We start from the raw sequence: 15,043 nt of genomic DNA on the forward strand, positions 1-15,043 counted from the left end.
CGGGCGGACGCGCCCTGAAAGACGAAGCATGTACCGTTACGATGAGTTCGACCACGATTTTGTCCAGGCCCGCGTCGCCGAGTTCAGCGACCAGGTCGAACGCCGGCTGTCCGGCGAGATCACCGAGGACCAGTTCCGGCCGCTCCGGCTGATGAACGGCGTCTATCTGCAGCTGCACGCCTACATGCTGCGCATCGCTGTGCCCTACGGCACGCTGAACGGCAAGCAGTTGCGCATGCTCGGCCACATCGCCCGCAAATACGATAAGGGCTACGGCCATTTCACCACGCGCCAGAACATCCAGTTCAACTGGCCGGCGCTGTCGGACATTCCGGCAATTCTGGCGGACCTGGCCAGCGTGGAGATGCACGCCATCCAGACCAGCGGCAACTGCATCCGCAATGTCACCGCCGATCATTTTGCCGGGGCTGCCGCCGACGAGGTCGCCGATCCGCGTCCCTATGCGGAAATCCTGCGGCAGTGGTCTTCGGTGCATCCGGAATTCTCGTTCCTGCCGCGCAAGTTCAAGATCGCGGTGACGGGAGCCGAGCGCGATCGCGCCGCCATCCAGACGCACGATATCGGCCTGCACCTGAAGAAGAACGCCGCCGGCGAACTCGGCTTCGCCGTCTATGTAGGTGGTGGCCAGGGCCGCACGCCGATGGTGGCGAGGAAGATCCGCGACTTCTTGCCCGAAGCCGACCTTCTCTCCTACTGCACGGCGATCCTGCGCGTTTACAATCTCTATGGCCGCCGCGACAACAAGTACAAGGCGCGCATCAAGATCCTGGTCCACGAGACCGGCGCCGAGGAAATCACCCGCCAGGTCGAGGCCGAGTGGCAGGAATTGAAGGACGCGGAGCTGAAGCTGCCCGAGGCGGACATCCGCGCGATCGAGGCCTATTTCGCACCGCCGGCGCTGACCGGGCGGCCGGACGGCGACGCAGCCGTCAAGGTGGCGCGGCTGGATTCCAAGGGCTTCTCGGACTGGCTCGACCAGAACGTGGTGACGCACCGCCACCCTGACTACGCGGCGGTGACGATCTCGCTCAAGGGTATCGGTGAGGTGCCGGGCGATGCGACCGACAGCCAGATGGAAGCGGTCGCCGACATTGCCGAGAAATATGCCTTCGACGAGCTTCGCGTCAGCCACGAGCAGAACCTGATCCTGCCGCATGTGGCGCGTGCCGACCTCAAGGCGGTCTATGACGCGCTGGTCGACATCGGGCTGGCGACGGCTAATTCCAACCTGATCTCGGACATCATCTCGTGCCCGGGCCTCGATTATTGCGCGCTGGCGACGGCACGCTCGATCCCGATCGCACAGGAAATCTCGCGCCGCTTCGCCTCGCTGGAGCGGCAGCGCGAGATCGGCGAATTGAAGCTGAAGATCTCCGGCTGCATCAATGCCTGCGGCCACCACCATGTCGGCCATATCGGCATCCTCGGTGTCGAGAAGAAGGGCTCCGAACTCTACCAGGTGACATTGGGCGGTTCGGCCGACGAGAACACTTCGGTCGGCGAGATCATCGGCCGTGGCTTCTCTTCGGAAGAAATCACCGACGCCATCGAGCAGATTGTCGACACCTATCTCGGCCTTCGGCTCAACCCGCAGGAAAAATTCATCGACGCCTACCGCCGTGTCGGTCCCGAGCCGTTCAAGGAGGCGCTCTATGCTGGCGAAGCCAAGGCCGCTTGACCATATTGCCGATGTCGATGACGGCATCGCCGCCAAAGCGGCGGGGTTTGACGCGCTCTACGGTCATCTCAGCCCGATCGAGATCATCGAACGATCGGCCAACGATCTGTTTCACGACGAGATCGCCGCCGTGTCTTCGTTCGGCGCGGATTCGGCGGTGCTGCTGCATATGATCGCCAAGATCGACCGCACGCTGCCGGTCATCTTCCTCGATACCGGCAAGCATTTCGAGGAGACGCTCGGCTATCGCGACGCGCTGGTCGCCGATTTCGGATTGACCAACATCCGGGTGATCAAGCCGGACGAAGCGGCGCTCGAACGGATCGACCCGACCGGCAATCTGCACCAGAACAATACCGATGCCTGCTGCGACGTGCGCAAGGTCGAGCCGCTGGCACGTGGCGTCGCACCCTTTCGCGCCTGGTTCACGGGCCGCAAACGCTTCCAGGCCTCGACACGGGCCGCACTTCCGGTGTTCGAGGCCGTCGGCCCTCGCATTCGCATCAATCCGCTGGCGCACTGGACGACGTCGGACCAGGCCGACTACATGCGCGCGCATGCGCTGCGCGAAAACCCACTGGTTGCCTATGGTTACCTGTCGATTGGCTGCTTTCCCTGCACGCAGCCGGTGCAGCCGGGCGAGGATGCGCGCAGCGGCCGCTGGGCCGGCCACGCCAAGACCGAGTGCGGCATTCACCTGTCGGGACTGGAAGTGTCGCTGACCGACGCATCACTATAAGGTATGTTGCAATTCAGGTGAGGCCGGGCTGCAAACGGCGGCTTCCTGCGCTTCCGGTGCTCACGGACTTCAAGTACGTTTCGCTCCGGTTCTCGCAAGCAGCCGTTTTCGACGCAACCTGACCTGAATTTCAACACACGCTCGAGCTCTTCCAATTTTAGGAATTTTGATGACTGGACTGACGACACCGGAGACCCGGCTCTGGACCCCGGAGGGTTTTCGCGAGGACGAGTGGAGCCATGCCGAAAGCGCCGACGCGCTTTCCGGCAATGGCCGATTCATCCTGCCGCTGCAGGCGTTCCTCGATCTCGACCCGGAGGTGCGCCGCTCGGCGAAGGAGCGGCTCGGCGTCGTGCTGCAGCCCGGCGACCAGCTCGAGAAGATCGCCGACCTGCTCGACCAGCTATCGCTGGTGGCGCTGGCCTTCCCGGCTTTCGGCGACGGCCGCTCCTTCTCCAAGGGCGAACTGCTGCGCAGCCGTTATCATTTCACGGGCGCGCTGCGTGCCACCGGGCAGGTCTTGGTCGACCCGTTGCCGCACATGCTGCGGCTTGGCTTCGATGAATTCGAGATCTCGAATCCAGTGCTCTTGAAGCGCCTGGAAGAAGGCCGCACCGGTGGGTTGGGGCTTTACTACCAGCCAGCCGCCATAACGGAGACCAAGGGTCCGAAATATTCCTGGCGGCGCCTTCGCAACAGCTGACGCTTTTTCTAGGAAGGCCGAAGGCCCTCTCATTCGAAACTGGTCGTACCAATTGTGCGATTTGCCCTTTTCCTCCCGGCATCTTGCCCTTAGGATACCCCCGTTATTTCGCGACCCGAAATAAATGGCCACAAAGGGAGAAACCGGGAATGGCTGGCAAGAAGATATTGATGCTCGTTGGCGAGTTCAGCGAGGAATACGAGATTTTCGTCTTTGAACAGGCCATGCATGCCGTCGGCCATACCGTGCATGTCGTTTGCCCGGACAAGAAGGCGGGCGATGTGCTGAAAACATCGCTGCACGATTTCGAGGGCCACCAGACCTACACCGAGAAGCCCGGACACGATTACATTCTCAACAAGACGTTTTCCGAGGTGGATACGGCCCAGTACGATGCCGTCTACGCGGCAGGCGGGCGTGGTCCCGAATACATCCGTATCGACAAGCGCGTGCAGGCGCTGGTGCGGCACTTTCACGAGACAGGCAAGCCGATCTTCACCATCTGCCATGGCGTGCAGATCCTGATCGCGGTCGACGGCGTGGTGCGGGGCAGGGAAGTGGCGGCGCTTCACTATTGCGAGCCGGAAGTCACGCTGGCCGGCGGCATCTATATCGACGTCGCGCCGAACGGGGCCCATGTCGACGGCAATCTCGTTTCGGCCAAGGGCTGGCCGGGCCTGTCCAATTTCATCCGCGAATGCCTGAAGGTGCTGGGCACGGAGATCCGCCATGGCCAGATCCTGATGCGCGACGAGCGACAAGCGGCCTGAGAAAGGTTTGGGAAATACCGCCGCGCGCTGGCGCGGCGGTATGCTCTACGCCGCCATCCGCGCTTCGCGGAACGACACCAGTTTGTGGCTGCTTTCGTCCCACAAGGCCAGTTTGACGCAGCGCAGGCTCTCGAGGAGCGTGACGCGGCCGATGCCGCGCAACTCGGGATAATCCCGCAGCACTTCCTGCAGCCGGTAGCCGGGCACCTTGGCGGAGAGGTGGTGGACGTGGTGAACGCCGATATTGCCGGTGAACCAGTTCAGCACCGGCGGGAGGTCGTAATAGGACGAGCCGTGCAGGGCGGCGCGCTGGAACTCCCATTCCTCATCCTTCGCCCATTCGGTCTCCTCGAACTGGTGCTGGACATAGAACAGCCAGATGCCGGCCGAACCGGCGAGAATGACGATCGGCAGATGGACGATCAGGAACGCGCCGGGGCCGATGACCCAGATGAGGATGGCCGCGGCAAGCGCGATGCCAAGATTGGTGGTCATTGACGACACCCAGGGCGTCAGGCCGCCACGCATCATGCCGATAGGCAGCCTTTGCGAGAAGATGAACAGCCAGATCGGCCCCAGGCCGAACATCACCAGGGGATGACGGTAGAGGCGATAAGCCAGGCGACCCCGCCAGGACATCCGCCGGTATTCGGCGACGGTCAGCGTCCTGATGTCGCCCATGCCGCGTTCGTCGAGATTGCCGGCGCTGGCATGATGGGTGGCATGGGCACGCCGCCAGCAGTCGTAGGGGGTGAGCGTCAGGATTCCCAGCGCCCGGCCGATCCAGTCATCGGCAATGCGATTGGCAAAGAAGGAGCCATGGCCGCAATCGTGCTGGATCATGAAAATCCGCACCAGGAAGCCGGCCGCGGGCAGGATCAGCACCAGTCCCCACCAATGACCATAGGCATAGGCAGCGGAAGACAGAGCCCACAGCGTGGCGAAAGGAACGAGGGTGATGGCGAGTTCGAGTGTGCTACGCCGCCTGTCAGGCTTCTTGTAGCGCGCCAGGATCTTGAGCCAGGCACGCTTGCTGTTGGCAGCTGCCTCGGGGGAAATCATGTTCATCAGGAAGCATAGGCAGGGTGCGCCGCCACCGCAAGCCAGGGATCACGCAAAGTTACTGTGCGTAATTGTCGCGTAAGGTCCGGGCGATCCTACTGCCGGCGCCAGCCGGCGTCGCCATCCTCGACCCGGTCGAGATGCTCGAGCAATTGCTCAAATCGGTCCGGAATGTCGGGTTCGATGCGGAAGGCTGGCAAGGTGCGCAGAAAGCGCGTCACTGCCTCGGCGCCGAACTGGCGCCGAACCTCCGCAGCGAGCCTTTCTCCTTTTTCAAGCTTGTTGCGGGTCATCATTTCAAAAATCCTGCGTCGGCTCCGAAACTCCCCCAGCAGCGGAATGGTTCCCACATCACCGCCTCGTGGCAAGCAAAGCCGGCAAGTACGGTAAAATTTGAATTAAAATCGAAGCGTCCCCACCGTGCTTTCCTGGTCGGGTCGCAGGCGCCTGCGGTCGCTTTCCCCTTGATTTTTGGCCTGCGAACCTCGATATCGGGCACAAAATCCATACCATTCGAGATGACGGGAAACGGCGATGAGCGACCAGGCAAAAGACGAACGCACGCCCAATGAAGCCGAGGCGGCCGAGGCCAATGCCGAGCGCACGGAAGGCAGCACCGATGGCGACTACGAAGCGCTTGTACGGCTGCTGAAGGAAAATGAAGAACTGAAGGACCGCGCGCTGCGGGTCGCGGCCGAGATGGAAAACCTGCGCCGCCGCACCGCGCGCGACGTGCATGACGCGCGCACTTATGCGGTGGCGAATTTCGCCCGCGACATGCTGTCGGTGTCGGACAATCTGCGCCGCGCCCTGGATGCCATTCCGGCCGAGGCCAAGGCATCGGGGGATGCCGGCTTCAAGGCGCTGATCGAAGGCGTCGACCTGACCGAGCGCGCCATGCTGTCGGCGCTGGAGCGGCATGGGGTCAAGAAACTCGCTCCCGAGGGCGAGAAGTTCGATCCCAATTTCCACCAGGCAATGTTTGAAGTGCCCAATCCCGATGTTCCGGCCAACACCGTGGTCCAGGTCGTGCAGCCGGGCTATTCGATCGGCGAGCGGGTGCTGCGCCCGGCCATGGTCGGCGTCGCCAAGGGTGGTCCGAAAATCGCCGCCGACGCGCCGGTCGAGCCAGGGCCGGTCAATGAGCAGGCCGAGAAGGATGCGTGATTAGTGGGGTAGCGATAGAGAGTTGTGAGTAGCAAGGACTGGGCCGGGTAGGCGCCTGCTTCGCCAATTGCCATTCACTACTGACTACTTCACTACTCACTCCATGAACCCGATCGCCCTCCTCGACTATGCCGGCGTTGCGGTCTTCGCGGCGACGGGGGCGTTGGCGGCGTCGCGCAAACAGCTCGACATTATCGGCTTCCTGTTCCTGGCCAGCGTCACCGGCATCGGCGGCGGCACGCTTCGCGACGTCATCCTCAATCTGCCGGTTTTCTGGGTCGCCAACTCTAGCTACGTGCTGATTTGCGCGGCGGCCGCTGTGCTGGTTTTCTTTGCCGCGCACCGTATCGAATCCCGCTGGAAATGGCTGCTCTGGCTCGACGCCATCGGGCTGGCCGCTTTTTCGGTGATGGGTGCGGCCAAGGGACTGGCCATTACCGGTTCGCCGGTCGTCTCCGTCATCACCGGCGTGCTCACCGCCACGTCCGGCGGCATCCTGCGCGATCTGCTGGCCGGCGAACCCTCGGTGCTGCTGAGGCCGGAAATCTATGTTACGGCCGCTCTCACGGGCGCTGCCATCTTCACGGCTGGCGACGTCACAGGATTGCCGCCGATCGTTTCAGAGCTGGCCGGCTTCGCCGCGGCGTTCGCGGTGCGCGGCGGCGCGCTCCGTTTCGGCTGGACCTTTCCAGCCTACAAGAGCCGGCCCGGCCGGCGGCCGGAAGACATTCCGTGAGGAGAGGGAGTAGGGGAGTGGTCAGTAGTCGCCGAAGCGCGAATCGTGTCGTCTTGACTACTGACTACTGACTACTGACTACTGCCTAATCGCTCACGCGGCGAAGCGCTGCGCTTCCCCGCCATAATAGTTGACGTAGCGGGCACCGATCTCCTTGACCGGCATCACGACGAAAATGTCGACCGTGGAGAATTCGCGGTCGATGACGCAACCATCGCCGATGCGAGCGCCGACCCGCAGATAGCCCTTGACCAGAGGCGGCATCGCCGCGATCGCCGCCTTGGTGTTGACCGCCTCGATCGGCATCAGGTCCATGGAGCAATAGCGCCCGGACACAGCGCGCACGTCCCAGGCCGAGTTGGTGCGGCAGTGATGGGCAAGATAGGTGAGCGCCTCCGCATGCGCGGCCGGCACGGTGCCATGGAACGAGGCGCAGCCGGTCATCACCCCGATCTCGTAGTGATTGATGTAGGCCCAGATGCCTTGCCATAGCGCTTCGATGGTGCGCTTCGAACGGTATTCCGGCAAGACGCAGGAACGGCCGAGTTCAAGGAAACGCTGGCTGGGATGGCGGGCGATGAGCTTGGTCAGCTCGAATTCGCCTTCGGAATAGAAGCCTCCGGCGGTTGCCGCGATTTCTTGCCGCAGCAACCGATAGGTGCCGACGATGCGACGGTGCTCAGGGCCGGAAAGCGTGGTGTCGAGGACGAGCAGATGGTCGCAGAGCGGGTCGAAGCGGTCGGCGTCGCGGCGGTCCTGCGCCTGGAACAGATCCTTCCTGGCGCCAAGCTCGTCATAGAATACACGGTAACGCACTTCCTGCGCGGCCGCGATCTCGGCCTCGTTGCGGGCGAGCCGCACTTCGAGATTGCCGATACGGCCGAGCGCCGCGCCCTTTATGACGGAATCGACATTACGTCCGGCGAGCAAGGCGCTGCTGGCGTTCGGCCGAGTGTCACATTCCGGCATAACTGTATGCACGAGTGATTCTCCTTCGAGCCATCCCTCTTGGCACGGGGATACGGTGTAGGTGCAACAGGATTGTGACAGTACCGTGATACGGCGTCGCGGGCAATACTTCGTCGGCTGGCGAAAACGGTCAACCGGCTACGTTGCGTCACAAGACCCCAGGCGCGTCGCGTTCGCGGGCGCCGAAAATGGGCTGGTTTTTGGCGGCCTTGACCAGCCACGCACCCGGAAAAGATGGCTCAAGCGGCGACCTGGCCCTCGACGGCACTGACCAGCGCATCGGGGTCGAGCGGCTTGGTGACGAAGCCGCTGGCGCCGTGGGCGAGCACCGCATGGCGGGTCTTTTCCTGGCTGTCGGCCGACAGCACCATGATCGGCACCGGCGGCACGGAGGCCTCCTCTTCATGGCGGCGGATCGCGGCAATGGCGTCCAGTCCGTCCATGACGGGCATATGAAGATCCATCAGCACCACGTCGAAGCGGTGCTTGTGGCCGGCACCGGTGACCGCCTCGACGGCGGCCTTGCCGTTGCCGACCACCTTGACGCGATGCCCGGCCTTCAACAGCGTCGCGCGGGCCAGCATGGCATTGATGTCGTTGTCCTCGGCGATCAGCACGGACAGGCCCTGCTGGCGTTCGCCTGAGGCACGAAGCGCCGGTGCGCGGCGTTTTTCCGGCTGCGGCTGGGCCAGGACCGGTGCGTGGCTGCTCAAAAGGACACGCAAAAGTGTTCCTCCGCGCACTGGCCGGGCAAGGAAAGTCGCGTAGCCGCTGGCACGAAACTCGCCCAGCATGCCGCGGTCGGTGGGTGCGATCAGCGTGACGGCTTCGCAATCGGAAAACCCATGCTGGCGAAGCCGCTTGAGCAGCCTTCCGTCACTCTCTTCCATGGCCGCGTCGACCAGAAGCACGTCGCAGCCGTCGGCAAAGGATGCGGCCTGAGCCACGGTGGTGGCGATGCCGGCCGCGCCGCCATTGGAGCGGATGGTGCGGGCGATGGCATCGGCCTCGACGGTGTTCTTGGATACGATCACGGCGCGTCGCCCGGCAAGCGCGTTCAACCGGCCCTGCGGCGGCTCGGTGGCTGATGTGGCGGGAATCTCGAAGACGAATTCCGATCCCTGGCCAAGCCGGCTGGAAACCGAAATCGTGCCGCCCATGGCGGCCACCAGGCGCTTGGAGATGGCAAGTCCCAGTCCAGCACCGCCATGCGTGCGTGTCGAGGTGCCGTCGGCCTGCTCAAACTCCTCGAAGATGCGCTCCATGTCCTCGTCGCGCAGGCCGGGACCGGTATCGGCGATGGTGAAGCAGATGCGGTCGCTGGTCTCGGTTCGGGCGCGCGCGACGCTGACCAGCACGCCGCCACTGTCGGTGAACTTGATGGCGTTGCCGATGAGGTTGAGCAGCACCTGCCTGACCCGGCCCGGATCGGCGGTGATCAATTGCGGCACATCCGGTTCGACATGGCAGCCAAGGCCAATGCTCTTGGCGAAGGCGCGCGCGGCCATCAATTCGATGATGTTGTCGGCGGTCTCGCGCACCGACATGGGCTGCGGTTCAGGATCGAAGCGTCCGGCCTCGATCTTGGAATAGTCGAGCAGGTCCTCGATCAGGGCAAGCAAGGCGCTGGCCGAGGTCGAGATGGCGCCGACATAGGTCTGCTGCTCCGGCGAAAGGCTGGTGTCGGCGAGCAGCCTGGCCATGCCCATGATGCCGTTCATCGGCGTGCGGATCTCATGGCTGACGGTGGCGAGGAAGCGCGACTTGGCCTGGCTCGCGAACTCGGCCCGCTCGCGCGCGGTGATCATGGACGATTCAGCGCGCTTGCGTGCTGTGATGTCGCGGGCGATGGCGCGATGCGAGACGGCACCGCTGTCCTTTTCGCGCACCGACAGCTCGATCCAGGAGAACCAGCGCGGGCCCGTCGGCGTGCGGATGGCAACGTCGGTGGAACTCAGGCATTCATGGTCGGAGAAAGCCGCATCGGGAACGATGCCGACCTCGATGCCGAGTTCGGCCAACGTCTTGCCGGCAAGATCGCGCGGATCGGTTTCGACGAGGTCGGCGAACACCTTGTTGGCGTAGACGATGTAGCCGTCGCGGTCGCGATGGATGACGAGATCGCCGAGCGCGTCGATGAGACCGCGAAAGCGCTCCTCGCTTTCCTGCATCTCCCACATGCGGTCGGCCAGCGTCTCGATCTCGGCGCGGTTGCGGGCGGTGGTTTCGTTGAGCAGAACCGCGGTGCGGCGTACGCTGCGTCTGGCGCGCAGATGCATGGCCAGGCCAGCAAGGCCGGTTGCCAGCAAGGCAAGGCTGATGAAGACTGGCGCCCCGGTCAGGGATGAGAGGCCGGCCAGCAGCATGACGGCAACAAAGGTCAGGACCGGCAGCCCTTCGCGCTTGGCCGGTTGCTGATCAGGGACCAGCGGCGGCGCGGCGATAAACCGCCGCGCCGATACCGGCGGTTGCGCCGATGCCGCATCGATGTCGTCGCCGGCGTCGGCCTGTTGACTGTCGGATTCCGCGATCATGCGAAATCCTTTGCCAGACAGAGATTATGGAAAATTGCGGGGGATCGTTCGAATTTTAGCGGATCGGGCGTTTTTGGCCCGGCGGCGACGGATTTGCCAGCCAATGTGGCAATTCCGCCCGGCGCCTGCCACCCCTGAACCGGGTCACATGTCGACGACGACGCGGCCGCGGATCTTGCCGTCGACGATGTCGTGTGCCGCACCGATGATGCCGTCGAAGCCGATGGTCGTGGACAGGCTGGCGAGCTTGTCCACATCGAGATCGGAGCCGATGCGCCGCCAGGCCTCGAGGCGCACGGCTTTCGGCGCCATCACCGAATCGATGCCGAGCAGGGAGACGCCGCGCAGGATGAAGGGGGCAACACTCGACGGAAGATCCATGCCGCCGGCCAGGCCGCAGGCCGCGACCGCGCCGCCATAGGAGGTCATCGACAGCACATTGGCCAGCGTGTGGCTGCCGACCGAATCGATGCCGCCGGCCCAGCGCTCCTTGGCCAACGGCTTGGCGGGCTGGTTGAGCTCGTCGCGCGATATCACCTCGGCGGCGCCGAGGTTGATCAGATAGGGGCTTTCGGCGTTGCGGCCGGTCGACGCGATGACATGGTAGCCGAGGCTGGACAGGATCGAGACCGCGACCGAACCGACGCCGCCCGCAGCACCCGTCACCACGACAGGTCCGCGCTCAGGCAGGATGCCGTGCCGCTCCAGCGCCATGACGCAGAGCATGGCCGTGTAGCCGGCGGTGCCGACCGCCATGGCATCATGCGCGCTCATGCCCTCCGGCAGAGGCACCAGCCAGTCGCCCTTGACGCGGGCGCGCCCGGCATAGGCGCCGAAATGGGTTTCGCCAACGCCCCAGCCGTTCAGGATGACCTTGTCGCCCTTGCGCCAGTCGGGATTGGAAGAGGAGATGACGGTGCCCGCAAGGTCGATGCCCGGCACCAGTGGCCATCGACGGATCACCGGCGCCTTGCCCGATATCGCCAGTCCATCCTTGTAGTTCACCGTCGTCGCCTCGACTGCGATGGTGACGTCGCCCTCCATCAGATCGACCTCGGTGAGATCGGTCACGGCGACCGACTGCTTTTTCTCGGCATCGCGCGAAACGAGGATGGCTTTGAAGGTTTCGGTCATCTTGTTCTCCGCGAACTTGCTTGGCGTGACTGTGCGGCGATGGCCGCGCGGGGTCAATCCTTGGAAGGCTTGGCGTTCGGAGGCGTGGGTTCACGCCGCCAGCCGATGAGTTCGTCGAAGACGACCAGGGCCGCGCCCACCGAAATGAAGGCGTCGGCAAGGTTGAAGACGGCGAAGGACCAGACCGGCGTGTGGAACAGGATGTAATCGATGACGTGGCCGTAGACGGCGCGGTCGATCAGATTGCCCAGCGCGCCGCCGATGATCAGGGCAAAGCCGGTGCGCGCGATGACATGGCCCGATGGCGTGCGCGTGGCGAGGTAAAGCACGAAAGCGACGACCAGCACCGCGATGACAACCAGGCCGATGTCACCGAAGGAGGAGAACATCGAGAAGGCGATGCCGGTGTTGTAGGTGCGAAACAGCGCCAGGAAGGGCAGGAGGTCGAGCTTTTCCTGGAAGGGCAGTCCGGCTTCGACCAGTGTCTTTATCCACTGGTCGAGCGCAATGGCCACGATGACGAGCAGCGCGTAGGGAGACCATGATTTCACGATTGGGCAACCCTCATTGCTGGTCCGAAATTGGTTCGAGCTTCAGCGCGCCGCGCCGGATCTCGAACAGCATGATGCCGGTGGCGACCGCGAGATTGAGCGAATCGGCACGGCCCGCCTGCGGAATCCTGAGCAGCCTGTCGCAGCTTGCCGCCAGGCTTTCGGGCAGGCCCTGCTGCTCATTGCCCATCATCAGCAGCACCGGCCCGCGGGAAAAATCGACCGAGCGGTAGTCGACCGCGCCTTTCAGATGCGTGCCGGCAACCAGCCCTGAAAAGCCGCCGCGCCAGGCAAGGAATGCCTCCGTCGTTGCCTTGGCCACCGGTATGGCGAAGATCGACCCCATGGTGGCGCGCACCGTTTCCACCGAAAACGGATCGGTGGTGTCGCCGACCAGGATGACGCCCTTGGCGCCGACGGCATCGACGGTGCGGATGACGGTGCCGAGATTGCCGGGATCGCGCACCCGGTCCAGCGCCACCCAGACATCGCCATTGTCGGCACGGATGTCCTTCAGGGCCAGGAATTTCTGCGAGAAGACGCCGACCACCATTTGCGGATTGTCGCGGCGGGTGATGGCGACAAGCACCTTTTCCGATACTTCGAGCACGGTGCCGCCGGCGGCGACCGTGCGTGCCGCGACCTTTTCCACGGCCGCGTTGCCGCGTCCTGCCTTGGCGAAAACCAACGTCCTGATCTGCCAGCCCAAGTCGAGCGCATCGATGACCAGCTTCAGCCCCTCGGCCATGAAGGCGTTCTGCTGGTCGCGGAATTTCTTCAAGGCAAGTGCCTTGATGTCCTTGACCAGCGGATTGGCAAGGCTGGTGACTTCCTTCACCTGACCGGGCGCGCCGGCATGCCGTTCGTTCATGTCAGGCCACCCAGCGCGAAAACAGTGACGTCGAAAGCGCCCGGCCGGCGGACTTTTCACGGATGATCAGCTCACCCGATTCAACCTTGCCGCCCATGCCGGCGAATGTGTCGCGCACCAGAGCGTGGATGGCGAAGAAGGAGGCACGGATCGAATAGGCGGTCAGCACCACGGCAAGCGGTCTTGGGGTCAGGATCGAGCGACAGAGGTCCGTCAGATCGGGAAGATCTTCGAACAATTGCCAGACCTCGCCCTTGGGGCCGCGGCCATAGGCCGGCGGATCGAACAGGATGATGTCGTAGCGGCTGCCGCGACGCTCCTCGCGCTCGGCGAACTTGACCGCGTCGTCGACGATCCAGCGGATCGGCTTGCCGCCAAGTCCGGATATCTCCTGGTTTTCGCGAGCCCAGCCGATCGCCTTTTTCGAGGCGTCGACATGGGTGACCTCAGCGCCGGCGCGCGCCGCCACCAGCGAGGCAAGGCCGGTATAGCCGAACAGGTTGAGTACCTTGACTGGCCGCCTGGCGGCCGCGATCAGCCCGGCCATATGGTCCCAGTGCGACGCCTGCTCGGGAAAGACCCCGACATGGCGAAACGAGGTGAAGCGGCCGAGATAGTCGATGCCGTCATGCTTCATCGGCCAGGTTTCGCCGAGCGGCGTCCTGGGAAAACGCCAGCGGCCGATGCCTTCCTCGTCGGTGTCGCCGGTGAAGATCGCGTCGGCACGCTCCCAGTCCCTGGCCGGCAGAGCCTTCTGCCAGATCGCCTGACCCTCGGGCCGCACGATGCGGTAGGGGCCATATTGTTCAAGCTTTTGTCCAGCGCCACTGTCGAGCAGCGCGTAATCCGCGTTGGGTGCCACTTCGAGGATTACCGGAAGTTGCTCAGCGGGCAGGACGCCGTCGCGACGGGCAAGGTTGCGGGGCGTGGATTTCGGTGCGGGCTGGTCCGGCTTCAGGTCTTGCCGCGGCCTGACCTCCGGCCTGGTCACGCCGCGGCCTTCCGGTGGACGCGATTGCGCGGCTTCGCCTTTACCCGGCTGGTGCGGGCGGCCGTCGCGGCGTTTGTCGCGAAAAGACTTCAAGAGACAGCTTCTCCGGCGGTTCGGCCCGCTTCTGCCACAGCTATGCCCATCGGCGCAACAAACCCGCGCGACATTGCGATAGCAACGATTGGAGCAGTTGCGGCGATTGGGGCGATTGCGGATGGCTTAGCCGCCACGCCCGATCGAAAGCAGTGCGACAACCAGCGAAACGAAGCCGGCAGCCTTGGCCGCCGCGACGGCCATGTGGCCGGTTTCCCAGCGCAGCCGTATGGCTTCGAAATTGTCTGGAATTGGCCCTGGCACCCAGGTGGCGAGAATTTTATTGGCCGGTTTGACGAGAACGAACCAAAGCACGAGGGATAGCGCATAGAGCAAGGTGGCGGCGAGTGCGAACCAGAACGCCGGCCGATCCTGGCGCAGCAGCCACGCCAGCAGTCCCGGGCAGATGATTGCCGCGATATCCAGCGGCGCGCCAATGATTGCGAAGAGCAGGAACTGGCCGTTGAAAACGGTGGCCTCGCGCCAAAGCGCCGGGGACCATCGGGTGAGCCGGGGCGCCGATTCCAGAACGTGGGCGAAGGACGGCCCGAGGCTGAGTGCGGCGACCATGGTGGCCAAGACAGACCAGAACAGCAGGAAGCCATATAGTCGCATGACGCAACAACGGTTCCCGGCCGAAGCCGTTCCGAACGGCCGCACTTGCCATTGCCGCGGCCCCAGCCCTATCGTTTGGCGCTCCGGCACTGCGGGCCGATTAGCGGGCAAGCGTTGGCCGACGGACAACTGGCCAATTAGGAACAGAAATGAGCGCGTATTGGATCGCCGTGGCGTCGGCCGAACATGTCCGGCGCGGCCGCAAGGGCGGCTTCATGCAGGTCAACCATGGCAAGGCGGCACCGCTGCGCCGCGTCAGGCCCGGTGATGGCATCGTCTATTATTCGCCGACCACGGTTTTGGGGGAGAAAGACGGTCTGCAGGCGTTCACGGCGATCGGCATGGTGCGGGAAGGAGAGCCCTATCAAGGCGACATGGGCGGCGATCGCGCAGACGATGGGCGCCAAAC

Annotated in this window: 15 protein-coding genes and 1 pseudogene; 7 read left to right on the forward strand and 9 right to left on the reverse strand. The window is 63.9% G+C overall.

Annotated features, from left to right (window positions below; translation table 11 throughout):
- The first annotated feature begins 28 nt into the window (after window positions 1–28).
- The 4 genes from FJW04_RS07115 (at window position 29) to FJW04_RS07130 (ending at window position 3,911) form a co-directional block, all read left to right on the forward strand.
- A complete protein-coding gene (locus FJW04_RS07115; protein ID WP_140713193.1) occupies window positions 29–1,699 on the forward strand; it encodes a nitrite/sulfite reductase in 1,671 nt (556 codons plus the stop codon).
- Entirely contained in the window at window positions 1,674–2,438 is a 765-nt protein-coding gene (locus FJW04_RS07120; protein ID WP_023770638.1) for a phosphoadenylyl-sulfate reductase, read from the forward strand. Before FJW04_RS07115 ends, FJW04_RS07120 begins: the two co-directional genes overlap by 26 nt.
- A 169-nt stretch (window positions 2,439–2,607) precedes the next feature.
- Window positions 2,608–3,141 carry a DUF934 domain-containing protein gene (locus FJW04_RS07125; protein ID WP_140713194.1) on the forward strand — a complete coding sequence of 178 codons (534 nt, stop codon included), beginning with the start codon at window positions 2,608–2,610 and terminating at the stop codon, window positions 3,139–3,141.
- Between the two features lie 149 nt (window positions 3,142–3,290).
- Window positions 3,291–3,911, forward strand: a complete 621-nt coding sequence (locus FJW04_RS07130; protein WP_140713195.1) for a DJ-1/PfpI family protein — start codon at window positions 3,291–3,293, stop codon at window positions 3,909–3,911.
- A 45-nt stretch (window positions 3,912–3,956) separates the two neighbouring features.
- Here FJW04_RS07130 and FJW04_RS07135 read toward each other — a convergent pair whose 3' ends face one another.
- On the reverse strand, window positions 3,957–4,979 hold the full coding sequence (locus FJW04_RS07135) for a fatty acid desaturase (RefSeq protein ID WP_140713196.1): 1,023 nt from the start codon (window positions 4,977–4,979) through the stop codon (window positions 3,957–3,959).
- Window positions 4,980–5,068: 89 nt separating this feature from the next.
- Complete coding sequence (locus FJW04_RS07140) at window positions 5,069–5,269, reverse strand: hypothetical protein (RefSeq protein ID WP_023781176.1); 201 nt, start codon at window positions 5,267–5,269, stop codon at window positions 5,069–5,071.
- Window positions 5,270–5,507: 238 nt separating this feature from the next.
- Here FJW04_RS07140 and grpE point away from each other — a divergent pair, with 238 nt between their 5' ends.
- Complete coding sequence (grpE, locus tag FJW04_RS07145; RefSeq protein WP_015315702.1) at window positions 5,508–6,140, forward strand: nucleotide exchange factor GrpE; 633 nt, start codon at window positions 5,508–5,510, stop codon at window positions 6,138–6,140.
- Between the two features lie 103 nt (window positions 6,141–6,243).
- Window positions 6,244–6,876, forward strand: coding sequence for a trimeric intracellular cation channel family protein (locus FJW04_RS07150; RefSeq protein ID WP_140618884.1), 633 nt, complete (start codon window positions 6,244–6,246; stop codon window positions 6,874–6,876).
- 93 nt (window positions 6,877–6,969) lie between these two features.
- On the opposite strand, the gene FJW04_RS07155 is transcribed toward FJW04_RS07150, so the two are convergent.
- The 7 genes from FJW04_RS07155 to FJW04_RS07185 form a co-directional block, all read right to left on the reverse strand.
- Window positions 6,970–7,845, reverse strand: coding sequence for a GNAT family N-acetyltransferase (locus FJW04_RS07155; RefSeq protein ID WP_041163320.1), 876 nt, complete (start codon window positions 7,843–7,845; stop codon window positions 6,970–6,972).
- A 239-nt stretch (window positions 7,846–8,084) separates the two neighbouring features.
- Window positions 8,085–10,379 (reverse strand): PAS domain-containing hybrid sensor histidine kinase/response regulator, encoded by a 2,295-nt coding sequence (locus tag FJW04_RS07160; RefSeq protein ID WP_140713197.1) that lies wholly within the window; start codon window positions 10,377–10,379, stop codon window positions 8,085–8,087.
- Between the two features lie 144 nt (window positions 10,380–10,523).
- Entirely contained in the window at window positions 10,524–11,513 is a 990-nt protein-coding gene (locus FJW04_RS07165; protein ID WP_140713198.1) for an MDR family oxidoreductase, read from the reverse strand.
- 53 nt (window positions 11,514–11,566) lie between these two features.
- Window positions 11,567–12,064 (reverse strand): signal peptidase II, encoded by a 498-nt coding sequence (gene lspA, locus FJW04_RS07170; protein WP_140713199.1) that lies wholly within the window; start codon window positions 12,062–12,064, stop codon window positions 11,567–11,569.
- Between the two features lie 13 nt (window positions 12,065–12,077).
- Entirely contained in the window at window positions 12,078–12,935 is an 858-nt protein-coding gene (locus FJW04_RS07175) for an RNA methyltransferase (protein ID WP_015315708.1), read from the reverse strand.
- A gap of 1 nt (window position 12,936) precedes the next feature.
- Window positions 12,937–14,019, reverse strand: a complete 1,083-nt coding sequence (locus tag FJW04_RS07180; protein ID WP_140713200.1) for a class I SAM-dependent rRNA methyltransferase — start codon at window positions 14,017–14,019, stop codon at window positions 12,937–12,939.
- A 126-nt stretch (window positions 14,020–14,145) separates the two neighbouring features.
- Entirely contained in the window at window positions 14,146–14,634 is a 489-nt protein-coding gene (locus FJW04_RS07185) for a DUF1772 domain-containing protein (protein WP_140713202.1), read from the reverse strand.
- Window positions 14,635–14,783: 149 nt separating this feature from the next.
- On the opposite strand from FJW04_RS07185, the pseudogene FJW04_RS07190 reads away from it, so the two are divergent.
- Window positions 14,784–15,014: pseudogene (locus FJW04_RS07190) on the forward strand (EVE domain-containing protein); the annotation flags it as partial.
- Window positions 15,015–15,043 lie beyond the last annotated feature (29 nt).

This window comes from Mesorhizobium sp. B2-7-3, from assembly GCF_006440715.1.
Classification (GTDB): domain Bacteria; phylum Pseudomonadota; class Alphaproteobacteria; order Rhizobiales; family Rhizobiaceae; genus Mesorhizobium; species Mesorhizobium australicum.

Bases quoted from the DNA above. Each gene is read 5' to 3' on its own strand.
- FJW04_RS07115 (WP_140713193.1), top strand. From the start codon at position 29: ATGTACCGTTACGATGAGTTCGACCACGATTTTGTCCAGGCCCGCGTC.
- FJW04_RS07120 (WP_023770638.1), top strand. From the start codon at position 1,674: ATGCTGGCGAAGCCAAGGCCGCTTGACCATATTGCCGATGTCGATGAC.
- FJW04_RS07125 (WP_140713194.1), top strand. From the start codon at position 2,608: ATGACTGGACTGACGACACCGGAGACCCGGCTCTGGACCCCGGAGGGT.
- FJW04_RS07130 (WP_140713195.1), top strand. From the start codon at position 3,291: ATGGCTGGCAAGAAGATATTGATGCTCGTTGGCGAGTTCAGCGAGGAA.
- FJW04_RS07135 (WP_140713196.1), bottom strand. From the start codon at position 4,979: ATGAACATGATTTCCCCCGAGGCAGCTGCCAACAGCAAGCGTGCCTGG.
- FJW04_RS07140 (WP_023781176.1), bottom strand. From the start codon at position 5,269: ATGATGACCCGCAACAAGCTTGAAAAAGGAGAAAGGCTCGCTGCGGAG.
- grpE (WP_015315702.1), top strand. From the start codon at position 5,508: ATGAGCGACCAGGCAAAAGACGAACGCACGCCCAATGAAGCCGAGGCG.
- FJW04_RS07150 (WP_140618884.1), top strand. From the start codon at position 6,244: ATGAACCCGATCGCCCTCCTCGACTATGCCGGCGTTGCGGTCTTCGCG.
- FJW04_RS07155 (WP_041163320.1), bottom strand. From the start codon at position 7,845: ATGCCGGAATGTGACACTCGGCCGAACGCCAGCAGCGCCTTGCTCGCC.
- FJW04_RS07160 (WP_140713197.1), bottom strand. From the start codon at position 10,379: ATGATCGCGGAATCCGACAGTCAACAGGCCGACGCCGGCGACGACATC.
- FJW04_RS07165 (WP_140713198.1), bottom strand. From the start codon at position 11,513: ATGACCGAAACCTTCAAAGCCATCCTCGTTTCGCGCGATGCCGAGAAA.
- FJW04_RS07175 (WP_015315708.1), bottom strand. From the start codon at position 12,935: ATGAACGAACGGCATGCCGGCGCGCCCGGTCAGGTGAAGGAAGTCACC.
- FJW04_RS07185 (WP_140713202.1), bottom strand. From the start codon at position 14,634: ATGCGACTATATGGCTTCCTGCTGTTCTGGTCTGTCTTGGCCACCATG.